Here is a 12,614-nt window from a genome sequence, read left to right as displayed (position 1 = left end):
CCCGGGTTGAGCGAGGAAAGTTACGGAGTGGCGGTGCCGCCGTACACGTCGATCTTGTAGTCGGTCACCGCGAGGGCGAGCTGCAGATCACGCAGCTGCCGGCGGATCCTGTCGCGGTGCTCCTGCATCAGGGCGAGCCGCTGGGGTGCGGTGTGGTCGCCCTCGAGCACCAGTGCCAGGTAGTGGCTGAGCGTGCCGATCGGCATGCCGGAGGCACGCAGCCTGCTGATGAACACGATCCGCGCCATCGCCCGCCGGTCGTAGCTGCGGTACCCGGCCTCGTCCCGGCGTACCTCGAGCAGCCCGATCCGCTCGTAGTACCGCAGGGTGTGGGCGGTGAGGCCGGTGAGCTCGGCGGCCTCGGCGATGGACAGCTGCTCGGGCAGATCGTCCGGGAGCTCGAGCAGACAGAGCAGATCCGGGTCGATCGGCTCCAGCTCCGGGTGGTGGGCCGCGATGGCGGCACGGCGGTCCGTGAGCAGCTCGGTCGCGTTCATGTCTACGACCGTACGCCTTAGAGCGCGCTCAAAGGCAAACCCTGAAGATCAGACCTTCTGGCACTCGGCGCAGGTGCCGAAGATCTCCAGGGTGTGGCTGATGTCGGCGTAGCCGTGCTCGGCGGCGACCTTGTCGGCCCACCGCTCCACGGCCGGTCCCTCGACCTCGACGGTCCGGCCGCAGTTGCGGCAGACCAGGTGATGGTGGTGTCCCTTCGAGCAGCGCCGGTACGCCGTCTCGCCGTCGGCGTTGCGCAGTACGTCGACCTCGCTGGAGTCCGCGAGCGCCTGCAGGGTGCGGTAGACGGTGGTCAGGCCGACGTTCTCACCGGCGGAGCGGAGGTCCTGGTGGATCTCCTGGGCGGTGCGGAATTCGTCGAGCTTGTCGAGCGCTTGCGCGACCGCCGCGCGCTGACGGGTCGAGCGTGTTCCGATGGCCACCGTTCCTCCTGTCATGTCGTCACCACGCCCAATTCTCTCAGAAGTCAGCAAGTGTCAGTGCTCATCCCAGTGATCCCCGTGTGCCGCGTGCAGGTGGCCGTCGTGCACGTAGTCCACATGGTCGCCGTGCTCGACCTTCTTGTGCCCGCAGGCGGGGGTGTGCGCGTGGGGGTGACCGGCGCTCACCACATGCGGCTCAGGAGCCGGTACTCCGATCTCCGGCTCCTCGTCGGCGAGTGGCCGGGCCCGCCCGGACCGCCGCCGGAGCAGCGTGCCGACCGTGGCCGCCACCACGAACCCGGCCAGCGCCAGCACCACGATGGTCGCACCGGGAGCCACGTTCGCGTTGTACGAGGTGACGATGCCGGCCAGGCAGGCCAGCACACCGATCACACACGCCGTGACGAAGGTACTGCGGAACGACCGCGTCACCTGCTGCGCCGTCGCTACCGGGACCACCATCAGCGCACTGACCAGCAGCAGTCCCACGGTCCGCATCGCCACGGTCACAGTCACCGCAGCCATCACCGCGATCACCAGGTTGAGCAGCTGCACCCGGAGCCCCGTCGTACGGGCGAACTCCTCGTCCTGGCACACCGCGAACAGCTGCGGACCCAGACCGATCGCCACGACCAGAACGGCCACCGCCAGGCCGACGACGACGTACAGGTCGCTCTGCGACACCGTGGTGAGTGAACCGAACAGATAGGTGTTCAGAGTGGCCGCGCCCTGACCGGCCAGCCCGATGAGGAGCACACCGCCGGCAATACCGCCGTAGAACATCAGGGCGAGCGCTACGTCACCAGTCGCCTTCCCGCGGGCCCGGACCAGCTCGATCGCCGTCGCACCGGCGATGGACACGAGCACGGCCGTGAGAACCGGAGCGCTCCCGGTGAGCAGACCCAGCGCGACCCCGGTGATGGCGATGTGGCCGATGCCGTCGCCCATCAGCGACAGCCGCCGCTGCACCAAGTAGGTCCCGATGGCTGGGGCGGAGAGGCCCGTCAGCAGTCCGGCGATCAGTGCCCGCTGCATGAACTCCAGCTCGAACATGCTCATGAGGGCATCCACCCCGGTACGTCGTCGGTGTGCGAGTGGTGGACGTGGGCGTGGGTCTGCGAGGCGTGCGGCGGGCCGTCGTACACGATCCGGCCGCGGCGCATGACGACCGAGCGGTCGATCAGCGCGTCCATGGGGCCGAGGTCATGGCTGACCATCACCACCGTCGTACCGGCCGTGACGCGCTCCCGGATGGCGTCGGCGAAGATCTGCTGGCTGGCCAGATCCACCCCGGCGGTCGGCTCGTCGAGGATCAGCAACTCCGGGTCGGACACCAGCGCCCGGGCGATCAGGACGCGCTGCTGCTGCCCGCCGGACAGCTCGGCGACCGCGTCCTTGCGCCGGTCGGCCATGTCGACGACCTCCAGGGCCCGCTCGATGGCCTGCTTGCCGGCTGCCCCGAGCGGGCTGAACATCCGCCGCTTCGACAGCAGGCCGGACGAGACCACCTCGTACACCGTCGCGGGCACGCCGCCGGCCGCGGTGATGCGCTGCGGGACGTACCCGACCCGGCGCCACTGGCGGAAGCGGGGGACCGGCGTCCCGAACAACCGGACCTCACCGCGGGCCGCGGGCAGCAGACCGACGATGGTCTTGATCAGCGTGGACTTGCCGGACCCGTTGGTCCCGAGCACGGCGACCACCTCGCCCTGCCGGATCCGCAGATCGATACCCCGGAGCACGAGACGACCGCCGAGGTCCACCGAGAGATCGGCGACCTGGACGGCCCTGGGGGAGTCTTCTGGTGTCATTTGCAGCCGTTCGCCGTCCGGAGCTCTTGCAGGTTCTGCTGCATGAGGGTCAGGTAGGTTTCCTTGGAGTTGGAGTCCGACAGGCCCTCGATCGGGCTCAGTACGGCGGTCTTCACGCCGACGTCGTTCGCGATCGTCTCGGCCACCTTCGGGCTGACCAGCTCCTCGTAGAAGATGGTCGTCACGTGCTGGGCCGACACGATGTCCTGGACCTCTTTGATCCGGGACGGCGTCGGCTCCGCGTCCGGGGTGAACCCCGCGATCCCGACCATCGTCAGACCGTATCGCTTCGCCAGGTAGGCGAACGCCTGATGACTTGTCACGAACGTGTCCAGCGTGCAGTCGGCCAGACCGGTCCTGTACTCCGTGTCGAGCTTGCCGATCTGCGCGAGCAGGGCCTTGGCGCGCTCGTGGTACCCCGTGGCGTTGGCACTGTCGAGGCTGACGAGCTTCTCCTCGATCGCCTTCACGACCTCGCCGTACCGCACCGGGTCGAGCCAGAAGTGCGGGTCGAGCGCGTTCTCCTTGTGCGCGGCCGGGACCACGCCGTGCTCCTCGAAGTCCGCGCCGGTGGCCTCGAGCTGGGCGGCCGGGGAGATGTCGAAGCCGGCGTCCTTCGCGTTCTGGTCGACGGCCTCGCCGACGGCCGGCTGGAGGTCCTTCTCGTAGACGACGAGCTTCGCGGTCGCGATCGAACCGACCTGCTTGGGGGTGAGCTCGAGGTCGTGCGGCTCGACGCCCGGTGCGGTCAGGGTGGTCACGTTCACGGCGTCGCCGCCCACCGTTCGGGCGATGAACTCGAGCGGATAGAACGAGGTCACGACGTCGAGCTTGCCGTTGCCGGCGCCGGTGGCCGACGAGCCGCCGCAGCCGGCCAGGGCGAGTGCGGCCAGCGCGGTGGCACCAGCGACAATAGCTCGAAGACCAGATCTCATGACAATCATTTTCATTTAATTGGAACTGGTTGTCAAAACAGGGAGTCACACGATGGCCAGCCGTACCGTCGGGCGCCGACGCGCAGACCACCGCAGCAACCGGCGCCGGAAGCTGGAAATTCCCTCGGGCCACGGGCATGGGCACGGGCACGGCGACCATGTGGTCGACACCTCGGTGGTGAACTCCGACGCGATCGTGGCCCGGCGGGTGCGGATCGTGGTCGCGGCGGTGCTGATCCCGCTGATCGTGGCCGCCGTTGTCGGGATGATCGTGATGTGGCCCGCCGGCGACGTGAAGGTCGCGTCGTACCAGACCGAGACAGCCCGCGCCGAGGTCATCGCGATCAAGGCCTGCACCGGGAAGGAGCAAGGGCAGCAATGTGACGAGGCCACGGTCAAGCTCACCAGCGGCCCCGACAAGGGCAAGACGGTGCCGATCGAGGTCCCGACTGCGAACCAGACCCCGATCCCGGTCAAGGTCGGGCAGTCGCTCATGCTCGGCATCGACGGCAAGGCGCAGACGCTTGACGGACGCTACTCGTACGTCGACCACGACCGGACCAAGTCGTTGCTGCTGCTGGCCGGACTGTTCGCGGTGGCGGTCGTCGCACTGTCGCGCTGGCGGGGTTTCGCCGCCCTGATCGCGCTGGCGGTGACGGCGGTGATGCTGACGCAGTTCATCCTCCCGGCGATCCTCAGAGGCGAGAACGCGCTGCTGGTCGCGGTCGTCGGCGGCACGGTGATCATGGCGATCGCGTTGTTCCTCACGCACGGGATCAATGCGGAGAGTTCGATCGCGTTGTCCGGGACGGTTGCCGCGCTCGGGCTGACGGTGCTGCTGGGCTGGTTCTTCACGAAGTTCTGCCAGCTGAGCGGGCTGGCGTCCGAAGGGGCGTCCGGCGCCAAGACGATGGTGCCCGACATCGACCTGACCGGGTTGCTGGTCGCCGGCATGGTGATCGGCGCCCTCGGCGTGCTCGACGACGTCACCGTCACCCAGGCCGCCGCCGTCTGGGAGTTGTCGGCGGCGAACCCGTCTGCCAATCGCCGGGAGCTGGTCAGTGCCGGCCTGCGCATCGGCCGTACCCACGTCGCATCCGTGGTCAACACGCTCGTCCTCGCGTACGCCGGCGCCGCGCTGCCGGTGCTGCTGGTCTTCGCGATCCAGGGCCTCCCGGGCCGGGCTGTCCTGTCCACGGAGTCGGTCGCGATGGAGGTCGTCCGCGGCCTGGTCGGCAGCCTCGGCATCATCGCTGCCGTCCCGCTCACCACCGCCCTCGCCGCGATGGCCGTCGCGGACCGCTCCCGCGAGTTGGTTGCCGACGCAGAGCGGCTCTGACCGAAAATCAGCCCTTCCACCCGGGCCGTCAGGCTTCTACAGTGCAGATAGGTCACGGAGGGTCCGCCCGCGATTACCTTCGGTGGCTGTACGGGGTGAGGAGTGCTGATGAGATTCCGTCATCGGGACGGTTCGACCGTCCATCTGGGGTACTGCGCGACCGTGCACCCGGCCGGTGAGCTCGACGAGCTGATCGCTGGTCTCGACGACTGTGCGGGGTCGGTCCGTGCGGCACTCGGCGTACCTGTGCTCGGGGTCGGGCTGTGGTTCCCGCACCGGCTGGCCGACCGGCTGGCGAACTCGCCGTCCTCGCTGAGCAAGCTCCGCAGAGCGTTGCAGCGCAATCGGCTCGAGGTCGTCACCCTGAACGGGACGCCGCACTCGCGGTTCACCGAGAAGGTTGTCGGCACCAAGCTGTACTGCCCCGATTGGACCGACCCGGAGCGGCTTCGCTACACCCTCGACCTGGTCGATGTCCTGGCCGAGCTGCTTCCGGCGGACGCGTCGTACGGATCGATCTCGACCGTGCCGCTCGCCTGGCGCGTGCCGTGGTCGAAGGCGCGCAGCCGGGTCGCGCGCGAGGCGTTCGACCGGGTCGAGCAGCACCTCGCCCGGACCGAAACCAGAACCGGCCGGACGATCCGGCTCTCCGTCGACACCGAGCCGGGCTGCGTGCTCGAGATGGTCGGCCAGGCCGCTGCCTGGCTGGACCGCTACTCCAGTCCGTACGGCGGGGCGTCGCGGATCGGACTGGGATTGGACGCATGCCATCTGGCCGTCCAGTTCGAGGACCCGGCCGACGTGTTCCAGATGCTGTGGCGAGCCGGAGTCGATGTGGTCAAAGGCCAGTTGTCCGTGGCGCCGACGCTGGTGGACCCGTCGGACGCGGCCGGTCGCTATGTGATGGGTCAGCTCGGCGCACCGAAGTACCTGCGGCAGGTGCGTGAGTGGGGCGGGCCGGGCGTGGATGACGTGACGCAGGCGTACCAGCTGTCCGGGCACGCGGCCTGGCGGATGCACGCCCACCTGCCGGCCCACAGTGCGGCACCGGATCAGTTGAGCGTGACAACCGGCGTACTCGACGACTGTTTGACCAGACTGGTCGGTGGAGGCCATCCGCTGACGCACCACCTGGAGTCAGAGGTCTACGTGTGGCCGCGTGGTCGACAGTCCATGCCTAAACGGATCACCAAGGAGCTGGCGTGGCTACGCGACCGGCTGACCGACCTCGGGCTGGAGGAGGTCCACTGAGCTCAGGGTTTTGCCTACTGCGTTCTGCGACCAGATGAAGCGCTGCACCGAGGTCGGCAGCTTCGGAAGCGCCGCGGCGGCAAACGGCATCAACCGCAGGGCCAGTGGGCTGCCCGGGATGATCGTGCCCATCAACTTCGGACCGATCCGCCGACTCGACTCGACCAACGGCCGGATGATCCGCTCGTAGTTCTTCAGTCCGGACACCAGATCGCTCCGGGCCGCCGCCAACTCACGCGCCAGGACGTATGCCGTCACGACCGCCAGACTCGTACCGCCACCAACGGCCGGTCCCGGGCAGTAGCCCGCATCTCCGACCAGTCCGATTCGCCCGCTGGTCCAGGTGTCCAGGGTGATCTGTGCGATCGAGTCGAAATAGAAGTCCTCCGCCGACTCCAGGTGCTCCAGCAGTTGCGGCGCCTTCCAGCCGTAGTTGCTGAACTCCTTGACCAGCAAGGCTTTCTGCTCGTCCTTGTCGCGGTAGTCGTACCGCAGCTCCTGCGGTGTCCGGAAGAAGAAGCCGCTGCGCGTCTGGCCGGTCTGGTGGACGCCGTAGATCCCGACGAGCTTGTCGACCGACATGTGCGCGAGCGTGTGGTTGCCGACGTCGAAGATGTCCGGCATCGAGAAGACGGCGAGGTAACCGCCGAGCCAGCGACGCAGCGGTTCCTCCGGGCCGAACGCGAGCCGGCGTACGTTCGAATGCAGGCCGTCGGCGCCGATGACCAGGTCGAAGCGTCGCTCGGTGCCGGAGTCGAACGTGACGTCCACACCGTTCCCGTCGTCGTGCAGGCTCGCGATCGAGTCGCCGAAGACGTACTCGGCCGTGCCGCGCGTGGCGTCGTACAGGATCCTCGTCAGCTCGCCGCGGAGGATCTCCACGTGGCTGCTCGAGATGCCGGCGTACATCCGGCTGAGGTCGACCTCGACCGGCGGCCGGCCGAACCGCTCGATCGTCATCGCCTCGATCCGGGTCCGGGCCGCGTCGATCGCGTCCCAGCAGCCCATCCAGCGGGTCACCTCGGCGGCCGAGCTGAACAGGTCGACGGCGTGGCCGCCGAGGCCGTGCCGCAGTTCGGGTGTGCGCTCGATGATCGTCGGCTCGAAACCGTTGCGGTGCAGCCAGTGGGCGAGCACCGGACCGGCGACGCTCGCGCCCGAGATCAGAACCTTCATGGCGACTCCCTGACGTTTGCTTACTTAACGGAAGGTAAGCAAAGGCGTGGACATTGTCAATGGCTTACTTACCGGAAGGTCAGTTAATCTTCGGAGTATGCCGAGACAACGGACCGGGGACACCCGGGCGCGGATCCAGCAGGCCGCGCTGGAGCTGTTCGCCGAGCAGGGGCTGCAGCAGACCAGCCTGCGCGACATCGCGGACCGGCTCGGGGTCACCAAGCCGGCGTTGTACTACCACTTCGCGTCCCGCGAGGACCTGCTGAACAGCCTGGTCGAGCCGATGATCGCCGACTTCGAGGCGTACGCCGCCGCGCAGCAGGCCGCCGCGCCGATCGCGCCGCGCGAGCTCCTCGGCTCGTACTTCGACCTCGCCTACCGCCACCGCAAGCTGATCCAGCTCGCGATCCGCGACCTCTCGGTGCTGCACGAACTCAACCTGGCGGACCGGTTCATCGAGTGGCGCGGGACGCTGGCGACGCTCCTGATCGGCACCGAGCCGTCGCTGTCCGACGTGGTGCGCTGCATGGTCGCGCTCGGCGGCCTGTCCGACTGCGCGGTGATGCTCGACCACGCGCCGGTCGCGGAACTGCGGGAGGCCGCGGTCGAGGCTGCGTACGACAGCCTCGGCCGACCCTGATCAGCCGTTCGCGATCCGCGACACCGCGAAGAACAGGATCAGAATGATCGAGAACACCCGCAGGAACTTCGGCCCGCCGGTGACGGCCGGCCACGACAGGAACGCCAGCCACCCCAGCAGCAGAGCGAGGAGCACCAGCGCAGGCACCGCCACCACCACCGGAGCGAACACTCCGGCCAGTGCGAGCACCAAGGTGATCCCGGGCAGCGTCAGCTTCGGGGCGGCGTGCAGCTTCGCGACATACGGGTAGCTGATCTTGGTCAGGCGCTGCCGCATCGAGCTGACCGGCTGACCGCCGCTGGGGGAACTCATTGGACCATTGTTCCAGGCTATGGGTAGTGGTCAGGGGTCGAGCCGGTAGAAGCGCCAGAACGGGTGCTCGATCGGCAGTACGTCGACCGTGCCGAAGCCTGCGTGCTCCGCCAGGTGCCGCAACTGAGCCGGCCGCATCATGGCCCCGACCACGTCGGAGTCCTCGTCGACGAGACCCTGTGGTGTGCACCAGACGGTGCTGGCCGCAGCCAGGAACCGCTGCACCTCGTCACCCGGCGCCGACAACACCTCGTCGGTCCGCTCGTCCATGACGATCACCGAACCGCCCGGCGCCAGGGCTGTCCGTGCCGCAGTCAGCGCCTCGACCGGGTGCGCGAAGTCGTGCAGGCACTCGAAGAACGTCACCACGTCGTACTGCGTACCGCCTGCCGCGACCGCGGTGATGTCGCGAACCTCGAAGTCGACCCGGTCCGCCACGCCGTGCTCGGCAGCGTTGTGCCTGGCGCGGGTGATCGAGTCCTCGTCGCTGTCGTAGCCGTCGACTCGCACCGCGGGGTACGCCTTGGCCAGCTCGATCGCCGACCAGCCGGCGCCTGTCCCCAGATCCGCGACGCGGGCGCCCTTGGACAGCAGATCGTGCAGGCCGGGCACGGCCGGGACCCAATCGGCTACGAGTGAGTTGACGTACGCAGGCCGGTTCAGCGCCTCCTGAGCGGCGACCGCCTCTTCGCCGTACGCCGTGTAAGGCACTCCGGCACCGGTGCGGAACGCCTCGACCAGTTGGGGGAACGCCCGGCCGACTGCGGGTGCGATGGCAGCCAGACCGCCCGCGAAGAATGGGCTTGTGGGCTCGAGCAGGGCCTCGCGAACCCCTGGCGCCAGGTCGAACCGGTCCGTCCAGACCTCGGTGCCGTCGATGGTGAGCAGCCCGCTGATCGCCTGTGACTGCAGCCATTCGACCAGATAGCGGTGGTCGACACCGGTCCGCTCGGCCAGCTCGGCCGCGGTGATCGGACCGCTCTCGCCGATCGCCTGGTAGATGCCGTGCCGGTCGCCGAGGTAGATCGTGAACAGCTCGGCCGCACCGAGCGCCGCACCGAACATCCGTCCGAGCAGGGCCTCAGCGGCCGCCGGATCTGCGTTGGCTGTCGTAGTCATGTCTGTCGTAGTCATGCCGCTCTCCTGTTGCTGAGTAGGAACTGCCTTCACTCACTCAGGCGCCAGGTCTGACCTGACAATGCCAGGTGACGTCGTCCTCGGGTTCGTAGACGCACTGGCGGCCGGTGCGGATGGACACCCGCAGGTGCCGGCCGAGCGCGGGGTGGATCTGCTCGATCGCCTTCACCGCAACGCCGATCCGCATCGAGACCGCCTTCCGGCTGCGTTCCACCGGGTCGCCCGCGGACCGGGCCCGACCGCCCAGGCCGAGGGCACCGGCCAGCTCGCGGGCGAGGAAGTCCCGCTCGGCACGGACCTGTTCTGCGCGCGCCAGGTCGTTGCCGGCCTCTGCCTCGCTGAGGTCCTCCTCCAGGTCGCGCAGCCGTTCGCGATAGGCAGTCCGCGCCTGGTCGTCGAGCATCGGTCCCAGATCGGCGCCCTGGACGCGTCCGGGACCGGACAGGTCGAGGACACTCACCGGAGTACGCGGCCGTACCAGCAGGGTGGCGAGGTCGCGAATCCCCTTGGAGTCCGGCACGTGGGCGGTGACGCCACGCCAGGTGACCTCCCACGTCGTGCCGATGTGGCGCAGCTCGCCTGAGTCGGTCGCCGTACGGACAGGGGCGGCGCCCAGCTCGGCCAGGGCTTTCTCCGTCACTGCGACCAGCGTCTGCGCTCCGACGGCCCGGTGCGCGTCCAGTGCGGTCTCCAACAGCCGGCGTGCCTCGGGCTGTCCGAGCTGTGCAGCCAGTCGACCAAGGAACAAGGACACGTTGCCCAGACAGGCACCGCCGATCCCGTCGATCACCCAGAGATCGCAGTACGGCGTGAGCGCGTCGTACGCGAGCCGCGCCGCCTCGTCGTCCTCCAGCACCTCAGCCGCCTCGCCGAAGAAGACGACGGCTTCCAGCCACTCAGAGTCCTTGGCGATCGCGTCCAGGCCGTGACTGGCCCGACGCCGGATGATGCCACGGGCTTGCCCGGTCGCACCGGCCCGGGCGAGGTAGTACGCGGACGGACCGTCGACCATCGGATTGTCGCCAAATGGCGCGATCACCGATTCGACGTACGGCAACAGCTGGCTGAGCGTGCCGGTCGTGTCGGCGTGTGCGGCGCGCAGCGCAAACACCATGAGGCGCGCGTTGAGGCTGTCCGCGTCGTCGGCGAGCCGGGTGGCCTGGTCGATACAGGTCTCCACCTCGCCGAGCCGGCCGGTCATCAGTGCGCGCATGCCCTGCCAGATCGGCACTAACCAGCTGTAGAGCGGAAGCCGGAGGGGGAGTACGGCGCGGGCGTACGCGGCCATCTGCACGTCGGCCTCCGCGAACCGGCCTTGCTCGAGCAGAGCGACCACCAGCAACCGACGAGCCAGCAGAACCAGCGCCAGGTCGCCGGTGGCGATCGCCAGCATGCGCTCCGCCGCGGCCGCCCGCTCAGCGATGTAGTCGGGCCCGGAGAACACGTCGCACCACACTGCCAACGCTGCGACCTCGGCCCGGACGTCTCCAGCAACCCGAGCCAGTCGAACCGCCTCGTCGGCCAGCTGTCGCGGTCCGTCCCCGTGGTCGGTCAGAGTGCGTCCCAGCGCTAGGCGTGCGACCGACGCGGCCTTCAACGCATCGTCCGGCAGCAGCGGTACGACGCGCGCCAGCAATTCGGTCTGCTCGCTGTCCGTAAGGTCCACCTCGAACCCGCCGACCCCACCGCCCATCCCCAGCACTGCTCTCGCGACCGTTCGGGGATCCGTCGTCTCTCGCGCCACGGCCCGCAGCGTGTCCCGGCCGGCGGCCAGCTCGCCCGCCAGCACCTGAGCCTCACCTAGCTCCAGTCGTACCGTCGGATCGTCGAGGTCCGCCCAGCGGTAGAACCGCACTGCCTGTTCGTAGCCCGACCGGCGCTGAGCCGCGCGAGCTGCGAACAGGGCGAACTCGTGCGAGCGCTCGACTGCATCCGGCTGACCGACCGCACTGCGGTAGTGGGCCGCGATCTGGCCAGCGTCGGAGTCTTGGCGGTCGGCCAGGAGTTGCGCGGCCCGCAGATGCAGCTCGGAACGCTGCAGGACGCCGAGCCCCGAGTAGACGACCTCCCGAACGAGGGAGTGCGCGAAGCGAACCAGACTCCCGTCGACGTCGGCCAAGCGGGCTCCGACCGCCTCACCGAGTACTGCGAGGACCGCAGCTGTGCTCGACTCCTCCACTGCGGCGAGTAGGTCGACGTCCACGTCGTCACCGAGTACGGCGGCTGTTGCGAGGACGTCGTACGCGGACTGGTTCAAGCGGGCGAGGCGGCGTTCCAGCACCTGGCGTACGCCGGTCGGTGTCTCGGTTGACGTCGTACCGCGGGCTGCGTGCAGGCGGGCGAGCTCCTGGACGAAGAACGGGTTGCCGGCGGTCCGTGCGTGGACGGCGTCGGCGTACTGGGCGTCTGGACCGGTCCCGAGGATCTGTGTGACCAGCTCGCCGGTCGAGGCGCGGTCCAGCCCGGTGAGCGGCAGCCGGACGAAGTACGGCGGCAGGGCGCGGAGGGCCTCGGCGGCTGGTTCCCCCACGTCCACGGCGTTGTCACGGCTGGTGACGACCAGGAGACAACGGAGTTCGGGCACGAGGCCGACGGCGAAGCGCAGAAGGGCGAGTGCCGGTCCGTCGGCGAGGTGGACGTCCTCCAGGATGATCACCGCGGGGCGCTCGGCGGTTGCTGCGGCGAGCTGATCGGCGACCTCCGCGAAGACTGTGGTGCGCCCGGTGCCTGGGTCGTCCGGCAAGGCCGTCGTGAGGCCGAGGGCGCGGAACGCCTGCCGCCAGGGCCAGTACGGCAGGGTCTCGGTTTCCGGGCAGCGGCCCCACGCGACGGCGTACCCGCGCTCGCGGGCAGTGTCCGCGAAGGCCGCCGCCGTGGTCGACTTCCCGATGCCGGCGTCGCCGATCAGGAGCGCGCCCTGGCCACGGCCGCGCTCGACCTCGTCCAGCAGGCCGGCGAGAGTGCCGAGCTCCCGTTGCCGGCCGACGACACGCTCGGGCATACCGACACTGTGCGGCGGCGGCCGCCCGGGGGGAAGTGCTGATCGGCGTCCGTGCGCGTCACGTAAGGTGAGCG

12 protein-coding genes are annotated in these 12,614 nt (G+C 69.0%); 3 read left to right on the top strand and 9 right to left on the bottom strand.

The annotated features are described in order from the left end of the window. Positions 1 to 20 precede the first annotated feature (20 nt). Genes ACIA58_RS15835 through ACIA58_RS15815 form a run of 5 tightly spaced genes read right to left on the bottom strand, consistent with a single transcriptional unit; the run spans position 21 to position 3,684 of the window. Positions 21 to 497 carry a MerR family transcriptional regulator gene (locus ACIA58_RS15835; RefSeq protein WP_396404368.1) on the bottom strand — a complete coding sequence of 159 codons (477 nt, stop codon included), beginning with the start codon at positions 495 to 497 and terminating at the stop codon, positions 21 to 23. A gap of 48 nt (positions 498 to 545) precedes the next feature. Further along, positions 546 to 938 (bottom strand): Fur family transcriptional regulator, encoded by a 393-nt coding sequence (locus tag ACIA58_RS15830; protein WP_396404367.1) that lies wholly within the window; start codon positions 936 to 938, stop codon positions 546 to 548. Between the two features lie 54 nt (positions 939 to 992). Continuing rightward, positions 993 to 1,997: a metal ABC transporter permease gene (locus tag ACIA58_RS15825; protein ID WP_396404366.1), complete on the bottom strand. Its 1,005-nt coding sequence runs from the start codon at positions 1,995 to 1,997 to the stop codon at positions 993 to 995. After that, entirely contained in the window at positions 1,994 to 2,749 is a 756-nt protein-coding gene (locus ACIA58_RS15820) for a metal ABC transporter ATP-binding protein (protein WP_396404365.1), read from the bottom strand. Before ACIA58_RS15820 ends, ACIA58_RS15825 begins: the two co-directional genes overlap by 4 nt. Beyond that, entirely contained in the window at positions 2,746 to 3,684 is a 939-nt protein-coding gene (locus tag ACIA58_RS15815; protein ID WP_396404364.1) for a metal ABC transporter substrate-binding protein, read from the bottom strand. Before ACIA58_RS15815 ends, ACIA58_RS15820 begins: the two co-directional genes overlap by 4 nt. Before the next feature lie 52 nt (positions 3,685 to 3,736). On the opposite strand from ACIA58_RS15815, the gene ACIA58_RS15810 reads away from it, so the two are divergent. Next, the gene (locus ACIA58_RS15810) at positions 3,737 to 5,023 is read left to right on the top strand and encodes a YibE/F family protein (protein ID WP_396404363.1); all 1,287 of its coding nucleotides are present in this window, start codon (positions 3,737 to 3,739) and stop codon (positions 5,021 to 5,023) included. Between the two features lie 108 nt (positions 5,024 to 5,131). After that, positions 5,132 to 6,274, top strand: a complete 1,143-nt coding sequence (gene eboE, locus ACIA58_RS15805) for a metabolite traffic protein EboE (protein ID WP_396404362.1) — start codon at positions 5,132 to 5,134, stop codon at positions 6,272 to 6,274. On the opposite strand, the gene ACIA58_RS15800 is transcribed toward eboE, so the two are convergent. After that, positions 6,230 to 7,450, bottom strand: a complete 1,221-nt coding sequence (locus tag ACIA58_RS15800; RefSeq protein ID WP_396404361.1) for an FAD-dependent monooxygenase — start codon at positions 7,448 to 7,450, stop codon at positions 6,230 to 6,232. The two genes, eboE and ACIA58_RS15800, sit on opposite strands and share 45 nt — an antisense overlap. Positions 7,451 to 7,547: 97 nt before the next feature. Here ACIA58_RS15800 and ACIA58_RS15795 point away from each other — a divergent pair, with 97 nt between their 5' ends. Next, complete coding sequence (locus ACIA58_RS15795; RefSeq protein WP_396404360.1) at positions 7,548 to 8,090, top strand: TetR/AcrR family transcriptional regulator; 543 nt, start codon at positions 7,548 to 7,550, stop codon at positions 8,088 to 8,090. On the opposite strand, the gene ACIA58_RS15790 is transcribed toward ACIA58_RS15795, so the two are convergent. Genes ACIA58_RS15790 through ACIA58_RS15780 form a run of 3 tightly spaced genes read right to left on the bottom strand, consistent with a single transcriptional unit; the run spans position 8,091 to position 12,540 of the window. Beyond that, positions 8,091 to 8,402 (bottom strand): DUF6703 family protein, encoded by a 312-nt coding sequence (locus ACIA58_RS15790; protein ID WP_396404359.1) that lies wholly within the window; start codon positions 8,400 to 8,402, stop codon positions 8,091 to 8,093. A gap of 30 nt (positions 8,403 to 8,432) precedes the next feature. Continuing rightward, complete coding sequence (locus tag ACIA58_RS15785) at positions 8,433 to 9,536, bottom strand: class I SAM-dependent methyltransferase (RefSeq protein ID WP_396404358.1); 1,104 nt, start codon at positions 9,534 to 9,536, stop codon at positions 8,433 to 8,435. Positions 9,537 to 9,576: 40 nt separating this feature from the next. After that, a complete protein-coding gene (locus ACIA58_RS15780) occupies positions 9,577 to 12,540 on the bottom strand; it encodes an ATP-binding protein (RefSeq protein WP_396404357.1) in 2,964 nt (987 codons plus the stop codon). Positions 12,541 to 12,614: the final 74 nt, after the last annotated feature.

The organism is Kribbella sp. NPDC051586, assembly GCF_044453965.1.
Classification (GTDB): domain Bacteria; phylum Actinomycetota; class Actinomycetes; order Propionibacteriales; family Kribbellaceae; genus Kribbella.
This window is presented reverse-complemented; position numbering and strand designations above follow the sequence as displayed.

Bases quoted from the DNA above. Each gene is read 5' to 3' on its own strand.
- ACIA58_RS15795 (WP_396404360.1), top strand. From the start codon at position 7,548: ATGCCGAGACAACGGACCGGGGACACCCGGGCGCGGATCCAGCAGGCC.
- ACIA58_RS15835 (WP_396404368.1), bottom strand. From the start codon at position 497: ATGAACGCGACCGAGCTGCTCACGGACCGCCGTGCCGCCATCGCGGCC.
- ACIA58_RS15815 (WP_396404364.1), bottom strand. From the start codon at position 3,684: ATGAGATCTGGTCTTCGAGCTATTGTCGCTGGTGCCACCGCGCTGGCC.
- ACIA58_RS15820 (WP_396404365.1), bottom strand. From the start codon at position 2,749: ATGACACCAGAAGACTCCCCCAGGGCCGTCCAGGTCGCCGATCTCTCG.
- ACIA58_RS15810 (WP_396404363.1), top strand. From the start codon at position 3,737: ATGGCCAGCCGTACCGTCGGGCGCCGACGCGCAGACCACCGCAGCAAC.
- ACIA58_RS15785 (WP_396404358.1), bottom strand. From the start codon at position 9,536: ATGACTACGACAGACATGACTACGACAGCCAACGCAGATCCGGCGGCC.
- ACIA58_RS15780 (WP_396404357.1), bottom strand. From the start codon at position 12,540: ATGCCCGAGCGTGTCGTCGGCCGGCAACGGGAGCTCGGCACTCTCGCC.
- eboE (WP_396404362.1), top strand. From the start codon at position 5,132: ATGAGATTCCGTCATCGGGACGGTTCGACCGTCCATCTGGGGTACTGC.
- ACIA58_RS15825 (WP_396404366.1), bottom strand. From the start codon at position 1,997: ATGAGCATGTTCGAGCTGGAGTTCATGCAGCGGGCACTGATCGCCGGA.
- ACIA58_RS15800 (WP_396404361.1), bottom strand. From the start codon at position 7,450: ATGAAGGTTCTGATCTCGGGCGCGAGCGTCGCCGGTCCGGTGCTCGCC.
- ACIA58_RS15790 (WP_396404359.1), bottom strand. From the start codon at position 8,402: ATGAGTTCCCCCAGCGGCGGTCAGCCGGTCAGCTCGATGCGGCAGCGC.